The following is a 19,518-nucleotide window of genomic DNA, read 5'->3' as shown; positions in this document are numbered from 1 at the left end:
TGAATCGTACGATGGGAGTTCTATGCCTTCCCCCGTGATCTTCTATCCTCCCGAGCTGCCCGTCAGCGCTGCGCGGGACGAGATCGCCGACGCCATCCGCGACAACCAGGTGGTCATCGTCGCCGGAGCCACCGGGTCGGGCAAGACGACTCAGCTTCCGAAGATCTGCCTCGACCTCGGGCGCGAGCGCATCGCGCACACGCAGCCCCGTCGACTGGCCGCCCGCACGATCGCCGAACGCGTCGCAGAGGAGCTGCAGGTCGAGCTCGGCACCCTCGTCGGTTACAAGGTGCGCTTCACCGACAAGGTGTCGGACGAGACGCGCATCGCGCTGATGACCGACGGCATCCTGCTCAACGAGATCCACCGCGACAGGCTGCTGCGTCGCTACGACACGATCATCATCGACGAGGCTCACGAGCGCTCGCTCAACGTCGACTTCCTGCTCGGCTACCTCGTGCGAATCCTCCCCGAGCGCCCCGATCTCAAGGTGATCATCACCTCGGCGACGATCGACCCCGAGAGCTTCGCCCGGCACTTCGCCTCGCCCGACGGCGTGCCTGCGCCGGTCATCGAGGTGTCGGGACGCACCTTCCCCGTCGAGATCCGCTATCGGGCCCAGACGGACGAGACGGAGAACGCCGAGGAGGCCGACGAGGTCACCGCGATCGTCGCCGCGCTGCGCGAGCTCGACCGCGAGGAACCGGGCGACGTGCTCGTTTTCCTGCCAGGCGAGGCCGAGATCAGGGACGCGGCGGATGCCGTGCGCGGCGCCTATTCGAAGGATCGCTCCCCCACCGAGGTGCTGCCGCTGTACGGCCGGTTGTCGGCCGCCGAGCAGCACCGGGTGTTCGAGAAGAGCCGCGTCGCCGGGGTGCGGCGCCGCGTCGTGCTCGCCACGAACGTCGCCGAGACCAGCCTCACGGTTCCCGGCATCCGCGATGTGATCGACACCGGCACCGCGCGCATCTCGCGCTACAGCAACCGGTCGAAGGTCCAGCGGCTGCCGATCGAGGCGATCTCGCAGGCATCCGCGAACCAGCGCTCCGGCCGTGCCGGGCGCACGAGCGACGGCATCGCGATCCGCCTGTACAGCGAAGAGGACTTCGAGAGTCGGGCGGAGTTCACGGAGCCCGAGATCCTGCGCACGTCGCTCGCCTCGGTCATCCTGCAGATGCTGTCGCTCGGGTTCGGCGACATCACGGCATTCCCGTTCCTCACTCCGCCGGACTCCCGCGGCGTGAAGGCCGCCGTCGATCTGCTCACCGAACTCGGCGCCGTGACCGGGAGCGGCGACACCCCTCGCCTCACCCGCATCGGCCGGGACATCTCGCGCATCCCGATCGACCCCCGCTTCGCCCGCATGCTCATCGAGGCCGGCCGGCCCGGCGGGGCGGATGTCACGCGCGACGTTCTCGCGATCGTCGCCGGCATGTCGATCCAGGACGTGCGCGAGCGTCCGTCGCAGGAGGCTCCCCAGAGCGTGCGCGACGAGGCCGACCGGATGCACGCGCGATTCGCCGACCCGACGAGCGACTTCCTCTCGATCCTGAACCTCTGGAACCACCTCAGAGAGCAGCAGCGCGAACTCGGCTCGAGCGCCTTCCGTCGACTCTGCCGGTCGGAGCACCTCAACTACGTCCGCGTGCGCGAGTGGTTCGACGTGCATCGCCAGTTGCGGTCGCTGGTGAAGGACAAGGACTCAGGGCGCTCGGGCAGCGCGGATCCGGAGGCGATCCACCGCGCCCTGCTCGCGGGTCTGCTGTCGCAGATCGGCATCCTCGACGAGCGCAACACCGGCAAGGGCATCGATCCCAAGAAGAAGAGGATGGCGGAGTACCGCGGCGCCCGCGGCATCCGCTTCTGGATCTTCCCCGGCTCCGCGCTGCGCAAGAAGGCCCCGCAGGCGGTCATGGCCGCCGAGATCGTCGAGACCTCACGCACCTACGCCCGCACGGTCGCCGCGATCGATCCCGCCTGGGCCGAGGCGCTCGCGGGCGACCTCGCGAAGCGCCAGATCACCGAGCCGCACTGGTCGAAGGATGCGGGGGCCGCTGTCGCCTACGAGAAGGTGACGCTGTTCGGGGTCGAGATCATCCCCCGCCGTCGCGTGCAGTTCGCCCGCATCGACCGCGCAGCCTCGCGCGAGATGTTCGTGCGGCATGCGCTCGTCGAGGGCGAGTGGGACCCGACCCGCATCGACAAGCGGGTCAGCGCGTTCTGGCGCAGCAACGCCGAGCTGCGCAAGCGCCTCGAGAAGCTCGAGGAGCGCGAACGCCGCCGCGACATCCTCGCCGGCGACGAGGCGGTCTTCCGCTTCTACGACGAGCGCATCCCGGCCGACGTCTTCGACGTGCGCTCGTTCGAGAAGTGGTGGCGCGAGACCCTGGCCGCCACACCGAAGCTGCTCGTGATGCGCGAGGCGGACCTGCTCGACGACGAGAGCAGAGCGGATCAGAGCGAGTTCCCCACCCGATGGACCCAGGGCGATCAGGTGCTCGGACTCGCCTACCGCTTCGAACCGGGAGCCGCGGACGACGGCGTCAGCGTCGTGATCCCGCTCCCCCTTCTCGCGCAGATCGAGGATCGCGGGTTCGACTGGCAGGTACCCGGCCTGCGAGCGGAACTCGTCACCGGACTGCTCCGCGCGCTGCCGAAGGCGATCCGCCGCCATGTGGTGCCCGCGGCCGACTGGGCCGACAAGTTCGGGGTCGAGCTCGCCGGAGACGGGCCCGAGTCGCACGGCGGCCTCCCGAACCGCACGCTGAAAGAGGCGCTCGCACGCCTCATCCAGCCCCTCGCGAATCAGCTCGTGTCCGCGGCGGACTTCGAGGACGACCGGGTGCCGGCGCACCTGCGCATGAACTTCCGTGCCGTCGACGAGCGCGGACGCGTCGCAGGATCGAACCGCGACCTCAGCACCCTGCAGGCGGAGCTCGCCGATCGGGCCCGCAGCAGCGTTGCCCGGTCGATCGCAGCCCCGCCCCGCCGACCGGGGCCCTCTAAGGGTCCGCAGCCGGCAGCGGCGGCCGCCGCTTCCATCGAGCAGGAAGGCCTCACCGCCTGGACGTTCGGCGAGCTCCCCGAGGTGCTCGACACCCGCGTCGCCGGCGGTGTCGTCCGCGGCTATCCGGCGATCGTCGATCAGGGCAAGACCGTCTCGGTGCGCGTGGAATCGACAGCCGACGCTGCGATCACGGCCACTCGCGCGGGCGTGCAGCGACTGGTGCTGCTCGGCGTGCCCTCGCCCTCGTCGTATGTGCAGCAGCACCTCACCAGCCAGGAGAAGCTCGCGCTCGCCGCGTCGCCGTATCAGTCCGCGGCGGCCCTCATCGAGGACTGCCGTGCCGCCGTGGTGCAGAAGCTGATCGACCGCGAGGCTCCCGGCGGGATCGTGCGCACCCAGGTCGATTTCGAGCGCGTGCGCGACGCCGTCTCGGCCTCCCTCGTCGACGAGCTGTTCGCCTGCGTCTCGCTCGTCGCCCGCATCCTCACGAAGGCGCGTGACGTCGAGCGCGGCATCAGGTCGCAGAACTCGCTCGCTCTGCTCGGGCCGCTCAACGACATCCGCACGCAGCTCTCCGGCCTCCTGCACCCGGGCTTCGTCTCTGCCGCGGGCGTCGATCGCCTCGCGCACTTCCCCCGGTACCTCGACGGGATGCTCGACCGGCTGAAGACCCTGGCGAACGAACCGGGCAAGGACCGCACCCGCATGAGCGAGTTCGAGCGCATGGCGAAGGTGTTCGAGGATGCCGGTGGGACGATCCCGCTCGAGCCCGGAGCCCCCGCTGCGCTCGTCGAGACCCGCTGGCTGCTCGAGGAGTATCGCGTGAGCGTGTTCGCGCAGCGGCTCGGCACTGCCCAGCCCGTCTCGCCGCAGCGCATCATGAAGGTGCTGGCATCCCGGGGGTAGCCTGAGGGCATGGCTCGCGCGATCGTCTACACAGAGTTCGGTTCCCCTGATGTGCTGCACCTGATCGAGATCCCCGATCCGATCGCGCTCGACGGCGAGGCCGTGGTGCGCATCGAAGCGGCAGGGGCCAACCCGATCGACGCCAAGCTGCGCAGCGCGAAGCGGCCATCGCCGCCGATCACCGAGCCGCGCGCCGTCGGCTTCGACGGCGCCGGGGTCATCGAGTCACTCGGCGACGACGTCGACGGCTTCGCCGTGGGCGACCGCGTGGCCATCCGCGACACACGTGGGACCTATGCGAGCCTGCTCGCGGTGCCGGCTGAGCACCTCGCGCTCCTGCCGGATTCGGTCACGTCTGCCGAGGGCGCGGGAATCGGCATCCCGGCGGGCACCGCCTACCAGGCCCTGAAGTCGCTGGGAGTGCAGGACGGCGACGTGCTGCTCGTGCACGGCGGCTCCGGCTCGGTCGGCCAGGCGGCCGTGCAGTTCGCCGTCGCCTGGGGCGCCACCGTGATCGCCACCGCCAGCCCTGCTCGACACGATCAGCTGCGCGAACTCGGCGCCACACCCGTCGCCTACGGGGACGGGCTGCTCGAACGAGTGCGCGAGGCCGCTCCGGACGGCGTGACCGTCGTCCTCGACTGCGCAGGCACCGACGAGGCGATCGACGTCTCGCTCGAGCTCGTCGCAGACCGCGACCGCATCGCGACGATCGTGCGCGGCCCGGATGCCGCGTCGTTCGGCATCCGCGCCTTCTCCGGCGGCTCCCCCACCCCGCTCTCCGAGCAGGAGCTCGCGTGGCGGGCCGAGGCGCTGGGCGCGACCGTCGAGCTGCTGGCGGCCGGCGACTTCGTCATCGAGCTCGGACCCGAGCTGCCGCTCGCCGAGGCGGCGCAGGCCCATGAGCTCATGGAGTCCGGCGCCGCCTCGGGCAAGATCGTGTTGATTCCTTAGAGCCTCAGGACCAGGCGCCGGCCGCAGTGGATGCTGTGGCCAGCGAGATCGAGTTCGCGGTGATCAGTCGGCGCGTCGCTTCGGCGATCTGTTTCTGAGTTTTCGCCTGGTTCAGACGGCAGCGACCGGACGGCCGAGCGAGAGCATCAGTCGGTTCGCCCAGTTGAAGAACGCTGCCCCGTGGATGACGTCGGCGATCTCGAGATCGTCGAGGCCCGCCGCGCGCAGACGGGCGATCTCGTCGGCGCCGAACGCATTCGGGGTGTCGGTCAGCGCGACGGACGCCGCCACCACGGCGTTCCACCGCTCGCCGAGGTCGGCATCCACGCCCTCGTCGAGCAGGCGATCGACGTCGTCGACGCGCTTGCTGTGGTGCGCCGCGAAGCGCGAGTGCACCGAGGCGCAGAACACGCAGCCGTTGCGTCGGGATGCGGCCGTCGCCGAGAGCTCGCGCTCGGCGCGAGGCAGCCCTTCAGCGGCGTTGTAGAAGATGTCCTTGTCGACGAGCGTGCGCGCCTTGAGCACCTCGGGGTCGCGCGCGAGCAGACGGAAGTAGTCGTTCTTCGCGCGCGAGGCGTCGACGAGTCCGTCGTAGTGGCGCTCGGTCAGCTCCTCCTCGGCGAGTGGCGGGAGGTGAGGAGTCCAGCCGACCTCGGCCCGTGTGAACGCCTCGGGGTGCGGTGCGATGTCATGCAGCAGAGCGGTCATGCGGCGATTCCCTTCTGAAGTGCGGTCAGTCCTGTGACCACGCGCTGCTGGAAAGCGAGGAACGACACCAGCTGCGACAGCGTCACGATGCCGTCGGCCGACCACCCCGCATCCACCAGCCGCTGGATGTCGTCCGCCGACGACTCCCGCGGACGGAACACGAGCAGGTGCGTGTGCGCGAGGGCCGCGGCGAGACGGTCGCCGAGCACTTCTGCGACCTCGGCCGTCGGGGCGTAGCGCTCACCGTCGGTGTTCTCGGCCTGCAGCCCCGCCTCGGTGTAGGAGCCGAACGGCCCGGCGACCGCGGCATCCGTCGCCTCGGCGATCACGACCGCCACGCGCTGCGGGTCCGCCGTCAGCGCCCGGTCTGCGTAGAACGTCGCTGTGGCGTCGTCGTCTCCAGCGAGGCGCGTGGCGAACGCGGCGATCAGCTCGCGCTCGGCCTGCGACACCTCCGTCGTCGAAACCGGCGCGAAGAGCGCATCGAAGCTCGCCTGCAGCTGCTCCCTGGTGACGGGGCGACGGCGCCGCAGCGCATCGAGCTCGGGCGTCACCCCCGCGATCTGATCGACGATGTCAGTGGTCATGCCTTCTCCTTGATGGTGTCGGTGCGGGTGTAGCCGAGAGCAGGGGACACCTGCTCTGCGAACAGCTCGATCGAGCGCAGCACGTGCTCGTGCGGCGCATCGACCGAGTGGACCTGGAATACCACCTCGGTGGCTCTCGCCAGGGTCGAGTCGGAGGCGAGCGACTCGGCGACCTGCTCGGGGGTGCCGAGGTGGGTGTCGAGCGCGACGATCAGCTCGTCGAGGTCGTCGCCGGGGATCGTTTGCCCCTGACGACGGAAGCCCTCGGCGGCACGCCGCAGGCCGACCTCCGCGAAGCGCAGAGCCTCAGCGCGGTCGTCCGCCACGAACACAGTGCGCGAGGCGGTGATGCGCGGAGCGGTGCCGTCGGGCAGAGCCTCGAGATACGCGTCGATGATCGGATCCTGCAGCGCCGAGAGCGGGGCGTGCAGCGCGTCCGTCGACCGCGGCTGGGTGCGCGACAGCAGCAGGCCGTGTCCGTGGATGCCGGCGCGGTGACCGCCTGGCGACGAGAACGTGGCCTGCCAGATGCGGTCGGCGAGGCTGCCGGCATCCGGATAGAGAGTGTTGTCCGCGCCGATGTCGCGCCCCGAGAGCGCGTCGAGGAGAAGTCGGAGCTTGCGGTCGTAGGTCGGCGCCTTGTCGCGCACGTCCTCGCCGAACGGGATGAACGACGCCGGCGTCCCTCCGCTTCCCAGCCCCAGATCGATGCGTCCGCCCGAGAGCAGATCGGCGACGACGGCATCCTCGGCGACGCGCACCGCATCTTCGAGCGGAAGCGTGACGACGCCGGTGCCCAGGCGGATGCGCGACGTCTGCGCGGCGACGTTCGCCAGGAACACGAGCGGTGAAGGGAGCCCGCCCTCCGCCGCACGGAAGTGATGCTGCGCCACCCAGGCACGTCCGACGCCGTGACGCTCGGCGTGCTGGATCTGCTCGGTGGCGAGCGCGTATCGCTCGGTAGGAGACGCGTCATCGAGCAGACGTGTGAAGAAGGCGATCGTGGGTCCGGTCATGCGGGCTGCTCCGTTCGTCCGGGGACGGCTGCGAGCAGTTCCCTGGTGTACTCGTGCTGAGGGTCGTGGAAGAGGTCCTCGGTGTTGCCCTCCTCGACGATGTGCCCGCGGCGCATGACCGAGACCGTGTGGCTGATCCGGCGCACGACGGCGAGATCGTGCGAGATGAACAGGTAGGTCAGGCCGAGTTCCGACTGCAGCGAGGTGAGCAGTTCGAGGATGCGCGCCTGGACCGTCACGTCGAGGGCCGAGACCGCCTCGTCGAGCACGACGATCTCTGGGTCGATGGCGAGCGCCCTCGCGATCGCCACCCGCTGCCGCTGACCGCCCGAGAGCTCGCCCGGCGTGCGTCGGGCGACGTCGCTCGGCAGCGACACCCTGTCGAGCAGCGCCAGCGAGCGCTCCCTGCGTTCGGCGCGCGAGCCCCCGCCGAAGTTCTGCAGCGGCTCGGCGACGATGTCGACGATCTGCTGCCGCGGGTCCAACGACGCGAACGGGTTCTGATAGACGAGCTGGATGCGGCGACGCAGCGCCCGCAGCCTCTGACCCGACAGCCCGGTCACGTCTTCGCCGTCGATCTCGATCCCACCGGCATCCGGCTGGTGGAACCGCGTGATCAGACGAGCGGTGGTGGTCTTGCCCGATCCGGACTCCCCCACCAGCGCATGCGTGGTGCCGCGGCGGACGCGGAACGATACGTCGTCGACCGCGCGGAAGCGCTCGCGCCCGGCGACCCTGAACTCCTTGACGAGCCCTGTGGCGGTGATCGCGAACGGGTTCTCCGCGGCCACCGCCGCAGCATCCCTCAAGAATGGCGGTGCCTCCGGCCGACGGAAACCGGTGGTGAATGCCGGAGCGTCGGCGAGCAGCTGCTTCGTGTACCCGTCTGAGGGTGCTGCGAGCACCTGCGCGCTCGCGCCCTGCTCGACGATGCGCCCGTCCTTGAGCACCACCAGTCGCTGCGCGCGGTCGGCGGCGACTCCGAGATCGTGGGTGACGAGCAGGATGCTCGTGCCCTCCTCGCGGCGCAGCTCGTCGAGCAGATCGAGCACCTTGCGCTGCACGGTGGCATCCAGTGCGCTGGTCGGCTCGTCGGCGATCAGCAGGCGGGGGCGCAGGGCGATCGCGGATGCGATGAGCACGCGCTGGCGCATGCCCCCGGAGAGCTCGTGCGGGTACTGGCGCACGCGCAGATCAGGGTCGTCGATGCCGACCCGCTCGAGCAGCTCGATCGCCCGCGCCCGGCGCGAGCGACGGTCGCGGTGGCCGTGCAGCCGCAGCACCTCCTCGACCTGTGCGCCGATCGTGCGCACGGGATCGAGCGAGGTCACCGGGTCCTGCGGGACGAGACCGATCTCAGGACCGCGGATGCCGCGCAGCGCGCGATCCGACCAGCCCGAGATGTCGAGATCACCGAGGCGCACCGCACCACCCTCGACCCTGCCGCCGGCCGGCAGCAGGCCGAGCAGGGCATGCGCGGTGGTGGACTTGCCCGACCCCGACTCGCCCACCAGCGCGAGCGCCTCCCCCTCGGCGATCTCGAACGAGACGCCGTGCACGACCTCGCGCCGACCCTCCCTGGTGGCGTACGAGACCCTGAGGTCGTCGACGGCGAGAACGGTCATCGTGATCTCCTTCCGATGCGGTGCGAGATGCGGTTGGCACTGAGCACGACCGCGACCACGACAAGACCGGGCAGCGCGGTCAGCCACCAGGCGGTGGCGGTGTAGTTGCGACCTTCTGCGATGAGCAGACCCCATTCGGGCGTGGGCGGCGGAGCCCCGTAGCCGAGGAAGCCGAGTGTCGAGATCGCCAGGATCGCGGTGCCGAACTGCAATGCGGCGAGCGCCACGATCGGGGTGAGCGAGTTCGGCAGCACATGCCGGCGGAGCACCGTGAAGAACGTGCCACCGCTGCCGTACGCCGCCTCGACGTACTCGCTGCGACGCACCCGCGCGACCTCCGACCGCATCAGACGGGCGAACGCCGCGACGCTGCCGAGACCGACGGCGATGGCCGCGTTCACCGTGCCGAAGCCGAGCAGGATGATCACCGAGAGCGACAGCAGCAGGCCGGGGATCGCCAGCAGCACGTCGACCACGCGCATCAGGATGTCGTCGACGACGCCGCCGACGGCTCCGGCGATCGCGCCGAGGATGGTGCCCAGCGCGAGGCCGAGCGTGACGGCGATGAGGGCGCCGGAGAGCGAGTGCACGGCGCCGTGCACGACGCGCCCGAACAGGTCGCGTCCCAGGGTGTCGGTGCCGAACCAGTGCGCCGCGCTCGGCGGCAGCAGCTTGTCTGCAGGGGTGCCGGTGAGCGGGTCACCCGGGGCGAACGCCCCGGGGATCACCGCCCAGAGCACTGCGAGAGCGATCACGGCGACAGCGAGGTACAGATCCCACTGTCGTGCCCCGAGTCGCCGAGGTCGGCTGCTCGGGACGGATGCCGTGGCACCCTGCTGCGGAGGCTCGACGGCGGGGTCGGCGGATGCGGCGATGGCTGCGACGGTCATGCCGAGACTCCTGTCTTCGAGAGGGCGCGCTGGCGGGGATCGATCAGCGGGGTGACGAGGTCGACGGCGAAGCTGATGAGAACGAAGCCGAGCGCCGACAGCAGCACGACGCCCTGCAGCACGGGGATGTCCTGGTTGGAGACCGCCTGCTCGGTGAGCCTGCCGATGCCGGTGCGGCCGAACACGGTCTCGGTGACGACCGCTCCCCCGACCAGTTCGCCGAAGAGCACGCCGGCGATCGTGAGCGTCGGCAGCGCCGCGTTGCGCGCCACCGAACGGGTGAGGACCCACGACGGCGGTGCGCCCTTGGCGCGCACAACGGTGATGAAGGGCTGCGCCTGCACCTGGTCGATCGCTCGCACCAGCACCTGTGCGAGTGGCGCCGAGATCGGCACGGCGAGCGTGAGCACGGGCAGGATCAGCCCCGCGACCGGGTCGGCGCCGACGACCGGCACCCAGCCGAGGCCGAACGAGAAGACCTGGATGAGCAGGATGCCGAGCCAGAAGACCGGCACGGCGACGAACAGACCCGGCACCTGGCGGATGCCGTCGCGCAGCCAGGCGAACGGTGCGAGCGAGGAGAGTCCTGCGACGAGCACCGCGATCAGCAGCGCCACCACGAGTCCGAGCGACGCGAGCAGCAGGGTCGACGGCAGCGCCTCGGCGAGCATCGTCAGCACCGGGGTGCCGAACTGCGTCGAGAAGCCGAAATCGCCGCCGAGGAACCCGAGCCCCGCATGCAGGTACTGCTGCCACCACGGCAGGTCGGTGCCGTACGTGGCGCGGATCCCGTCGAGCTGCTCCGGCGACAGCCCGAGGCTGGGGTCGGAGAACTTGATCAGGATCGCGTCGCCCGGCAGCAGCTGCAGCAGGAAGAAGGTGGCCGTGAAGGCCGCGATCAGGACGATCGCGGCCTGCCCGGCCCGTCGGAGGACGAAGTTCATCGATGCACCGTGTCGCTCGGGCTCAGTGCTCGGAGAGCCAGACGCCCGAGAAGGTGGGGCGACCGACCGACTCGAAGTCCACGCCGTGCACATAGGTCGCGGTGCCGTAGACCTGCGGCTCCTCGAACAGCGGGATGACGTATGCCTGCTCGGCGATGTAGTCCTGCACGGCCTGCGAGGCCTCGGCGCGCTTCCCGGTGTCCGGCTCCGAGGCGACCGCCTCCAGCAGAGCGTCGAGCTCGGCGTCGTTCGAGATCAGCACGTCGCGGTTCTTCGTGTGGTACTGGCTCTTGATCACGTCGAAGTCCGCGCGTCCGACCATCGAGTGGTAGAACCCCGTCTTCAGCGGGTCACGCGTGTCCTCGGCATACGAACCCGCATCCGCCGGCTTCACCGTGAGCTCCACACCGACCTTCGCGAGCTGCTGGGCGACGAGTTCGAGCGTCTGCTTCGAGAGCGGCTGCGGAGCGGCCTCGTAGACGGTGATCGACAGACGCTCTCCGTCCTTCTCGCGGATGCCGTCGGATCCCTCCGTCCATCCGGCCTCGTCGAGCAGCTCCTCGGCCTTCTCCGGGTCGTAGGCGTAGTGCTCGGACTCGTCCTTGTAGCCGAGCGCCTCCTGCGACAGCACCGACGTCGCGACCGGGTAGTTCTCGGTGAACAGGGTGTCGACGACCTCCTGAGCGTCGACGGCGGCGACGAGGGCCTGACGCACCTTGATGTCGGCCAGAAGCGGGTTCTCGGGGCGCAGCGCGATGGAGTTGTTCACTCCGCGGGTCTGCGGCGCGTAGAGCGTGAAGCCCGCGCTCTCGACGCGATCCTCGTCGAAGGCCTGCACGTAGCGCACGTAGTCCGCCTGACCGGCGAGCAGCGAGCCGATGCGCACCGAGTCCTCGGGCGTCACGAGGACATGCACGGCGTCGACGTAGGGCCGCCCCTGGTTCTCGGCGCTCTCGGGTGCCCACGCGTAGTCCTCGCGAGCGGTCAGAGTGAACTCGGTGCCCAGCTTCTCGTCGGTGACCGTGAAGGGCCCTGCGCCGACGATGGCCTCGGCGTTGCCCGCACCGAAGTCCTCGATCGTGCCGTCGAGCGTGTCGGAGGAGAGGAGTCCGGAGTTGATGGTGGAGGTCGCCTGCAGGAACCCCGGGGCCGGGGCCGAGAAGCGGAACGTGACGGTGTCGTCGTCGACGACCTCGCTCGATGCGTAGTTGTTGATCGCCTCCGAGACGGTGAGTCCGCGCTCCGGATCGCCCAGGCCGTAGGTGTCGAAGTTCTTCGCCACGGCTGCGGCATCCACCGGGGTGCCGTCCGAGAACGTCACATCCGGCTTCAGGTTGAACGTGTACTCGGTGGCGTCGGCGTTCACGGTCCAGTCCGACGCGATCCACGGCTCGATCTCGAGCGAGTCCGGGTTCTGCCAGGTGAGGCGGGCGGTGATGTTGTTGACCACGCCGCCATTCGGATAGAACCCCGCCTGCGGCGGATACAGGTTCGTGAACGTCTGGTGCTCGAGGTACGTGAGCGTGCCCCCGGTGATGGGGTCGCCGCCGGCGTCCGACTCGCCGGAGGGAGCCGGAGACGAGGCGCACGCCGCGAGGCTCGCGGCGAGGACGAGCGGAAGCGCGACTGCTGCTGCGCGGATGAGACGGCGGGTCATGCGGTCCTCCTGGGAAGGGATGCTGTGGTTCGTGGTGTGCGGGTGATGGTCACGCTAGGGACTCCCCGAGCCCCGCCGCGAATGGAGTCGTCACGCGCGGACGTGACCTGTCATGAGGCGTCATGACAGGTCACCGGGCGCAATCCGGCGTAATGATCCAGGGGGTCACCGGGTGGCGAGCGCGGACGAGGCTGCGTCTCGTCGGCCGACACCGAGACGGTCGCGCAAGGTGCCGGTGCTGCCCTCGTCCGCGCGCCTGAGCAGGCCACGGCGACGCAGCTCTGGCCCCGCAAGGCGCGTGAACGCCTCGAACTGCGCGGGCTGGAAGGCCGACAGCACGTTGAAGCCGTCCGCCGCACCCTCGTCGCGCCATGTCTCGAAGTGATCGGCGATCGTGGAGGCATCGCCGACCACGAAGGCTGCGGGCACGGCGTGCGCCGCCACCAGATGGCGCCAGGTGAGCGCGTGCGAGCTGCCCTGCCCCTCGACGTGCAGTCCCGCGATGCGGGCGAGCCGGTCGATCAGCGCGGCGCCGGCGTCACCCAGTCGCCGCGCATCGTCCGCTGATACCTCGTCGTCGAAACCGGCCGCGCGCAGCCGGTCGTCCGGTGCCACCCCGAGCGCGTCGGCCAGTGCCGCGACCGATCGGTTCGTCGGGAAGGCCGTGCGCGACGGCTGATGCCCTTCGGCGAGGGGCACGAGGGCGAGCAGCCGTTCGACGATGCGGTGCGCCTCGGCATCCGAGTCGGCGACGACGGGAAGCACGGGAGCGATCACCGCGAGCGCCTCGGGCGAGCGCCCGGCGGCGGCTGCGATGTCGCGCAGGTCACGCCGGGTGGCGATCGCATCCGCGAGGTTCGGGGCCGCGATCAGTGCCAGGTCTGCCTCGGTGGCCGCGAGCACGCGCGACCGAGCAGACGTCCCCGCGTGCACGATCGGGATCTGCCCCTGCGGCGGCCTGGCCACGTTCAGCGGACCGGAGACCCGCAGATGCTCCCCGTCCAGGTCGGCGCCACGGAGGCCGTCCGGGTCGATCAGCACGCCGCGCTCGGCATCCGCGATCCAGGCGTCGTCACTCCACGAGTCCCACAGGCGTCGCAGCGCCGCGACGAACTCCTCGGCGCGGTCGTATCGGGTCTCGTTGTCGGCGTGCGCGTCTCGGCCGTGGTTGCCCGCGGCGCGAGGCTCGGCGCCGGTGACGAGGTTGATGCCGGCGCGTCCACGGGTCAGCACGTCGAGGGAGGCGAGCGAGCGAGCGGTCGCGTAGGGGTCGGCGTAGGTCGTGTTCACGGTGGCGATGAGGCCGATGCGCGACGTGACGCCGGCGAGGAACAGCACCGCACTCACCGGGTCTATGCGCGCCAGCAGATACGGGTCGCGGAACTCGAGGTCGGGCCCGGTGGCCAGCCAGTCGCCGAAGAACAGGTAGTCGAGCCCGGCGTCCTCGCCCTCGCGCGCGATGTGACGGAGGATGTCGGCATCCGACGAGGGGTTCCGGTGCGCTCCTGGCTGACGCCAACCCGACGGATAGGCGCCGAGGGTGCGCACCATGGCGCCGATGATGAGGGGTTCGGTCATGCCCCCGAAAGTACGAGCGCCGTGGGCGGCCGCCAATCGCCGGGGAAGCTCGGAGACACGCAGCGCAATACGCCGACACATCCTCGCGGCGATCCAGCTGTCGGTGCGACCCTCTACGCTGAGACCATGACTGGTCTTCGTTGGGGAATCCTCGCGACCGGCGGCATCGCCGGCGCGTTCGCATCCGATCTGCGCACGGCAGGGCTCGACCTCGTCGCTGTCGGCTCGCGCTCGCAGGAGTCGGCCGACGCGTTCGCGGCCCGCTTCGACATCCCCCGCGCGCACCCCACGTACGAGGCCCTCGTCGCCGACCCGGACGTCGACATCATCTACGTCTCCACGCCGCACCCGCTGCACCACGAGAACGCCCGCCTCGCGCTCGAGGCCGGCAAGCACGTGCTGGTCGAGAAGGCCTTCACCCTCAACCGGGGCGAGGCCGAAGACCTGCAGCGCCTCGCCGCCGAACGCGGGCTGCTGGCGATGGAGGCCATGTGGACGCGGTATCTGCCGCACATGGTGCGCATCCGCGAGATCATCGCCGACGGAACGCTCGGAGAGATCCGCGCCGTCACCGCCGACCACACCCAGCTCCTGCCGGACGACCCCACCCACCGCCTGAACGCTCTCGAGCTCGGCGGCGGTGCACTGCTCGACCTCGGGATCTACCCGATCTCGTTCGTGTGGGACGTCCTGGGCGCCCCGACCGCCGTCCACGCCGTGGCCCGGCTCATCGAGACCGGAGCGGATGCCGAGGTCGCCACCGTCATGACCCACGAGGGCGGCGCGATCTCGACCACTCTCTCCTCGTCGCGAGCCGCCGGCCCGAACGCCGCGAGCATCGTCGGCACCAAGGCCCGCATCGACATCGATCGCGTCTGGTACACCCCGACGACCTTCCGCGTCGTGCTCCCCGACGGCACAGTCGTCGAGGAGTACGTGTCCGAGGTGGCCGGCCGCGGCATGCAGTATCAGGCGCATGCGGCCGAGCGCCTCGTCGCCGACGGCGTGCTCGAGGGAGACATCCTGCCGATCGCCGAGAGTGTCGCGATCATGGGAACGCTCGACGACATCCGCGCCCAGATCGGGGTGCGCTACCCGCGCGAAGGAGTCAACCATGGCTGAAGCCAACGACGCCCGTGTCGCCGTCTATCTCGACTTCGACAACATCGTCATCTCCTGGTACGACCGCGTGCACGGACGCAACGCCTATGGCAAAGACCGTCAGCGGATCACCGAGAACCCGACCGATCCCGAGGTCACCGAGCGGCTCTCCCGCGCCATGATCGAGGTCGGGGCGATCATCGACTACGCGGCGTCCTTCGGCACACTCGTGCTCACGCGTGCCTACGCCGACTGGTCGTCGCCGGTGAACGCCGTGTACCGCTCGCAGCTCGTGGCCCGCGCCGTCGATCTCGTGCAGCTCTTCCCGGCCGCCGCCTATGCGAAGAACGGCGCTGACATCCGCCTCGCCGTCGACGCCGTCGAGGACATGTTCCGTCTGCCCGACCTCACGCACGTCGTGATCGTCGCCGGCGACAGCGACTACGTCCCCCTCGCGCAGCGCTGCAAGCGCCTCGGCCGCTACGTCATCGGTGTCGGCGTCGCGGGGTCCACGGCCAAGTCGCTCGCCGCGGCGTGCGATGAGTTCGAGGCATACGACTCGCTGCCCGGAGTAATGCGCCCGAGCAAGACCGCTCCGGCCACCGTCGTCGCGGTGCCGGAAGCCACAGTCGAACCCGCCGTCGAACCGGCCGCAGAGCCTGCCGCGAAGACGAGGACGAGGCAGCCTGCCAAGACCGCCAAGGCCAAGGCCCAGGCAGCCGCCACCACGGCTGCGAGCGCGACTCCGGCCAAGGTCGACGAACACGCCGAGGGCACTGAGCAGGGCGAGGCGACAGAGCTGCTGCATCGCGCGCTGCGCCTGGGGCATGACAAGGCCGACGCCGACGAATGGCTGCACAGCTCGGCCGTGAAGACGCACATGCGCCGCATGGACCCCTCCTTCAGCGAGAAGGCCCTCGGCTACCGGTCGTTCTCGGACTTCCTCAAGTCGCGCGAGAGCATCGCAGAGCTCGAGGAGACCGGGCACGAGCGTCTCGTGAAGCTGCGCGACTCGGCCTGACCCCGCACGACTCGACCGGCCTGTCACGCCACCGGACAGTCACTCCTCGAAGTCGTATTCCTGGAAGGCGGCGACCTCGGGCACCCAGCGCTCCGACACGAACGCGGTGTGCGCAGGGTGCGCGTCGTAGGCGCGGTACGCCGCTCGGTCGTGGAACACCATCGAGAACTGGTGCTCCAGGTCGCTCTTCGGGCTCACCTGGCGACGGATCGTGAAGTCCTCGACCCCGGGGATCGACGTGAGCACGGCTCTGGCGGTGGCGAGGAACTCGCGCTCCTCGGGGCTGCCCGCCTCGTGCACGAGGCGGAAGACGACGGTGTGCTGGATGGTCATGCGGTGTCTCCGGTCGTCTGGTTGCTGAAGGCGGCGTCGAAGGACGCGGTGGGCACGGGCCACAGCAGCGACCGCACGTAGGCGAGCGCCTGCGGAGCCCCGTGCAGGCGGTCCATTCCGGCATCCTCCCACTCGATCGAGATGGGACCCGCATAGCCGATCGCGTCCAGCGCGCGGAACGAGTCCTCCCATGGCACGTCGCCGTGACCGGTCGAGACGAAGTCCCACCCGCGTCGGGGATCCCCCCATGGCAGGTGCGAGCCGAGCACTCCCGCACGCCCGTTGTGCGGCCGCATCCGGGTGTCCTTGCAGTCGACGTGATAGATCCGGTCGGCGAAGTCGACGATGAACCCGACCGGGTCGATGTTCTGCCACATCATGTGCGACGGGTCCCAGTTGAACCCGAACGCCTCGCGGTGGTCGATCGCATCCAACGCCCGCACCGACGACCAGTAGTCATAGGCGATCTCGCCCGGATGCACCTCGTGCGCGAAGCGCACGCCCTCGCCGTCGAACACATCGAGGATCGGGTTCCAGCGGGTGGCGAAGTCGTCGAAACCGGCCTCGATGACGGATGCCGGCACCGGCGGGAACATCGCCAGATACGGCCAGATCGACGAGCCGGTGAACCCCACGACGGTGTCGACGCCGAGCTTGCGCGCCACTCGAGCCGCGCGTCTCATGTCCTCCGCCGCGCGGACGCGCACGCCCTCCGCCTCCCCGTCTCCCCACACGTAGTCGCGCAGGATCGCCCGGTGGCGGAAGTCGATGGGCGCATCGCACACCGCCTGCCCCGCGAGATGATTCGAGATCGCGAAGATCTGCAGTCCGTGTCGGTCGAGGATCTCGAGGCGCGAGGCGACGTACGCGTCATCCTCATCGGCCCGCCGCAGGTCGAGGTGATCGCCGGAGGCGGCGACCTCGAGGCCGTCGTACCCCCACTCCGCCGCGAGGCGCGCGACCTCCTCGAAGGGCAGATCTGCCCATTGGCCGGTGAACAGGGTGACCGGGTGCGTGGTCATGGACACTCCTTCGTATCGCGTGACGGTTCAGGCGCCGAGCACTCTCAGCGCCTGGATGCTGCGTGCGGCGAGTTCGTCCTGACTCTCCGCGAGTGGTCGCCACACGGACGCGGCGACCGCGATCGTCGCGTTCTCACCCGTGAAGCTCTCGAGCCCGAGCGGACCCCGATACCCCGCGTCGTCGAGGGCTCGCAGGATCTCCGGCCAATCGGTGTGATCGTCGCCGACCGCTCCCCGATCGCTGCCGCACACCTGCACGTGGGCGATCGCCGACCCCGCCGCACGGATGGCCTGCGTCGGCTTCTTCTCCTCGATGTTCAGGTGATAGGTGTCGAGAGCGAGCCCCACGCCCGCACCGAGCAGCGGCGCGAGCGCGTCGAGGCTCTGCTCGACGGTGTTGAGCACGCTGGTCTCATAGCGGTTGAGCGGCTCGATGGCGAGGGTGACCCCGGCATCGGCGGCATCCGACGCCAGCGGTTCGAGGTTCTCGCGCAGCTCCCGCACCATCTGGGCGCGTTCATCCGCCGACATCCGCCAGGTCGCGCCCGTGGGGGCGTAGAAGGGGCCGGCGACCACGGCGGAGCCGAGCGTCGCCGCTGCGGCGATGCACGCTCGCAGGTAGTCCTGGGTCGCGCCGACGTCGCCCGCCTGCGCGAGCAGCGAGCGCCCCGGCCCCATGGCTCCGATGACGATGGCGCCGAGGCCGAGATCGTCGAGCACGTCGCGGGATCGCGCCGGATCCCAGTCCCCGATGCTCTCGAGCGGCAGTTCGAGCGCCTGATACCCCATGTCGGCGGCCTTGCGCGCGAGCGGTCCGAGCGTCGCGTCGGTGAGCGGAGACGTCCACACCCACGTGTTGACGGCGATCGTGCGAGGCATCCTGCTCCTTCGGGGATGACGCGAGTGCTCCCACCCTCCCACCCGCGGGACGCGGAGGGAAGGGCGGGAGCATCACAGAGGGTTACGGGATCTGACGTTCCTGCCACACCGTCGGGTAGCCGGGGAGGTTCTCCCCGCCGAACTTCGCGTAGTGCCCGTCAGGCATGCCCTCGTTGGCTGCGAGGTAGTCGTCGAGCTCTCCCTCGGTGATCGGCTTCTGCGGCAGCACCCACTCCTTCGGCACCTCTTCACCCGCGAAGATCATCTGCGCGGCGAGCAGGGGCGTGCGCCACTGGAAGTTCGAGTAGACCGGTGCGAGACCGGTGAGACCCGTGTCCTTCCACTTGCGGAGGAAGCTCATCTCGTCTTCACCGGTCATCACCGGGTAATCGGCGCCGGCGTCCTCGAAGGCCTCGATCGCGGCGACAGCGCCGTCACCGGCATCCATCCAGACGCCCTGGACATCGCCCTTGGCGAGCTCGTCGCTGATGATGCTCTTGATCTCTGCCGGGTCCGCGCCTGTGAAGTAGTCCACCGCCTCGATACCCGCCTCGTCGAAGAGCTTCTCCGCCGCGGCCCACCGGTGCTCGAGCACGTCGACGCCGGGGAGGATGCGGAGCGCCACGACCTTGTCGCCCTCTTCGAGGTTGTCGATGAGGAACTCGGCGGTGTCGATGCCCCACGCGAATCCGCCGATCGGGTGGATGAACGTGACGGGGCAGTCGGTGTCGACGCCGCGGTCGAACACGATCACCGGCTTGCCGGTCTCGCATGCCCGCTCGACGGCCGGGGTCATCGCCGCGGTGCTGTTGGGCGAGATGAGGAAGACGTCGCAGTCGCCCTCCGAGATGAAGTAGTCGATGTCGGCGATCTGCGTGTCATCGGAGTCCTGCGCGTCGCGGGTCTCCATCTCGCTGATCGCGCCGGCCTCCTGCAGAGACTTCAGCTGCTCGTTCATCGTGATCCAGCCCGTCTGCCGCCACGGGTTCGAGATCGAGGCGTTCGCGAAGCACGCCTTCTTGGCCCCTTCGCTCGCGAACTCCGAGGTGTCGACCATCTCGGCGTTGATGTGCTGGAGGTACGGCTCGTCCGCCGGGCCCTGGGGCTCGACGCCCCGCTCCTCCATCTGCTTGTCGAAGAGCTCCTGGTCGAACCACTCGGTGGTCTCCGCCGACTCCTCCGGGTTCTCCGACTCCGCCGGCGCCACGGACGGGTCTGTCGTACACCCGGCGAGCGCGATGAGGCCGAAGAGAGCCACCCCTGCGGTGGCGATCTTCATTGATCGTCGCA

At 69.8% G+C, this 19,518-nt stretch carries 16 protein-coding genes; 4 read left to right on the top strand and 12 right to left on the bottom strand.

From position 1 onward, the window contains the following. Window positions 1-22: 22 nt before the first annotated feature. Together hrpA and OB895_RS17355 are read left to right on the top strand one after the other, a co-directional pair. Window positions 23-3,913: an ATP-dependent RNA helicase HrpA gene (gene hrpA, locus OB895_RS17360; RefSeq protein ID WP_311878426.1), complete on the top strand. Its 3,891-nt coding sequence runs from the start codon at window positions 23-25 to the stop codon at window positions 3,911-3,913. A gap of 9 nt (window positions 3,914-3,922) precedes the next feature. Further along, window positions 3,923-4,867 (top strand): quinone oxidoreductase family protein, encoded by a 945-nt coding sequence (locus OB895_RS17355; RefSeq protein ID WP_311878425.1) that lies wholly within the window; start codon window positions 3,923-3,925, stop codon window positions 4,865-4,867. Between the two features lie 111 nt (window positions 4,868-4,978). Here OB895_RS17355 and OB895_RS17350 read toward each other — a convergent pair whose 3' ends face one another. From OB895_RS17350 to OB895_RS17315, 8 genes are all read right to left on the bottom strand, one after another. Next, complete coding sequence (locus OB895_RS17350) at window positions 4,979-5,575, bottom strand: alkylhydroperoxidase domain protein (protein ID WP_309690134.1); 597 nt, start codon at window positions 5,573-5,575, stop codon at window positions 4,979-4,981. Next, complete coding sequence (locus tag OB895_RS17345; protein ID WP_079113248.1) at window positions 5,572-6,162, bottom strand: CMD domain protein; 591 nt, start codon at window positions 6,160-6,162, stop codon at window positions 5,572-5,574. Before OB895_RS17345 ends, OB895_RS17350 begins: the two co-directional genes overlap by 4 nt. Continuing rightward, on the bottom strand, window positions 6,159-7,178 hold the full coding sequence (locus tag OB895_RS17340) for a putative FMN-dependent luciferase-like monooxygenase (RefSeq protein WP_311878424.1): 1,020 nt from the start codon (window positions 7,176-7,178) through the stop codon (window positions 6,159-6,161). The genes OB895_RS17345 and OB895_RS17340 overlap by 4 nt, the downstream gene beginning before the upstream one ends. Further along, window positions 7,175-8,803, bottom strand: coding sequence for a dipeptide ABC transporter ATP-binding protein (locus OB895_RS17335; RefSeq protein ID WP_311878423.1), 1,629 nt, complete (start codon window positions 8,801-8,803; stop codon window positions 7,175-7,177). The genes OB895_RS17340 and OB895_RS17335 overlap by 4 nt, the downstream gene beginning before the upstream one ends. Beyond that, window positions 8,800-9,693, bottom strand: a complete 894-nt coding sequence (locus OB895_RS17330; RefSeq protein WP_311878422.1) for an ABC transporter permease — start codon at window positions 9,691-9,693, stop codon at window positions 8,800-8,802. The genes OB895_RS17335 and OB895_RS17330 overlap by 4 nt, the downstream gene beginning before the upstream one ends. Then, window positions 9,690-10,637: an ABC transporter permease gene (locus tag OB895_RS17325; protein ID WP_042537339.1), complete on the bottom strand. Its 948-nt coding sequence runs from the start codon at window positions 10,635-10,637 to the stop codon at window positions 9,690-9,692. Before OB895_RS17325 ends, OB895_RS17330 begins: the two co-directional genes overlap by 4 nt. A 22-nt stretch (window positions 10,638-10,659) precedes the next feature. Then, window positions 10,660-12,294, bottom strand: coding sequence for a TIGR04028 family ABC transporter substrate-binding protein (locus OB895_RS17320; protein WP_311878421.1), 1,635 nt, complete (start codon window positions 12,292-12,294; stop codon window positions 10,660-10,662). Window positions 12,295-12,459: 165 nt separating this feature from the next. Next, on the bottom strand, window positions 12,460-13,872 hold the full coding sequence (locus tag OB895_RS17315) for an NtaA/DmoA family FMN-dependent monooxygenase (RefSeq protein ID WP_311878419.1): 1,413 nt from the start codon (window positions 13,870-13,872) through the stop codon (window positions 12,460-12,462). A 126-nt stretch (window positions 13,873-13,998) separates the two neighbouring features. Here OB895_RS17315 and OB895_RS17310 point away from each other — a divergent pair, with 126 nt between their 5' ends. After that, window positions 13,999-14,994, top strand: coding sequence for a Gfo/Idh/MocA family protein (locus OB895_RS17310; RefSeq protein ID WP_309690150.1), 996 nt, complete (start codon window positions 13,999-14,001; stop codon window positions 14,992-14,994). Next, window positions 14,987-15,994: an NYN domain-containing protein gene (locus OB895_RS17305; protein WP_311878418.1), complete on the top strand. Its 1,008-nt coding sequence runs from the start codon at window positions 14,987-14,989 to the stop codon at window positions 15,992-15,994. Before OB895_RS17310 ends, OB895_RS17305 begins: the two co-directional genes overlap by 8 nt. A gap of 39 nt (window positions 15,995-16,033) precedes the next feature. Here the strand turns inward: OB895_RS17305 and OB895_RS17300 are convergent, their stop codons facing one another. The 4 genes from OB895_RS17300 to OB895_RS17285 form a co-directional block, all read right to left on the bottom strand. Continuing rightward, a complete protein-coding gene (locus OB895_RS17300; RefSeq protein ID WP_311878417.1) occupies window positions 16,034-16,327 on the bottom strand; it encodes a Dabb family protein in 294 nt (97 codons plus the stop codon). Further along, window positions 16,324-17,349, bottom strand: coding sequence for a sugar phosphate isomerase/epimerase family protein (locus OB895_RS17295; RefSeq protein WP_311878415.1), 1,026 nt, complete (start codon window positions 17,347-17,349; stop codon window positions 16,324-16,326). The genes OB895_RS17300 and OB895_RS17295 overlap by 4 nt, the downstream gene beginning before the upstream one ends. Window positions 17,350-17,376: 27 nt before the next feature. Then, complete coding sequence (locus OB895_RS17290) at window positions 17,377-18,228, bottom strand: sugar phosphate isomerase/epimerase family protein (protein ID WP_311878414.1); 852 nt, start codon at window positions 18,226-18,228, stop codon at window positions 17,377-17,379. A gap of 82 nt (window positions 18,229-18,310) precedes the next feature. Then, window positions 18,311-19,507 carry a substrate-binding domain-containing protein gene (locus OB895_RS17285; RefSeq protein ID WP_376708820.1) on the bottom strand — a complete coding sequence of 399 codons (1,197 nt, stop codon included), beginning with the start codon at window positions 19,505-19,507 and terminating at the stop codon, window positions 18,311-18,313. Window positions 19,508-19,518: the final 11 nt, after the last annotated feature.

The organism is Microbacterium forte, assembly GCF_031885415.1.
GTDB classification, from domain to species: Bacteria; Actinomycetota; Actinomycetes; order Actinomycetales; family Microbacteriaceae; genus Microbacterium; species Microbacterium forte.
The sequence above is the reverse complement of the archived record's forward strand: the minus strand, read 5'-3'. Positions and strand labels throughout refer to the sequence as shown.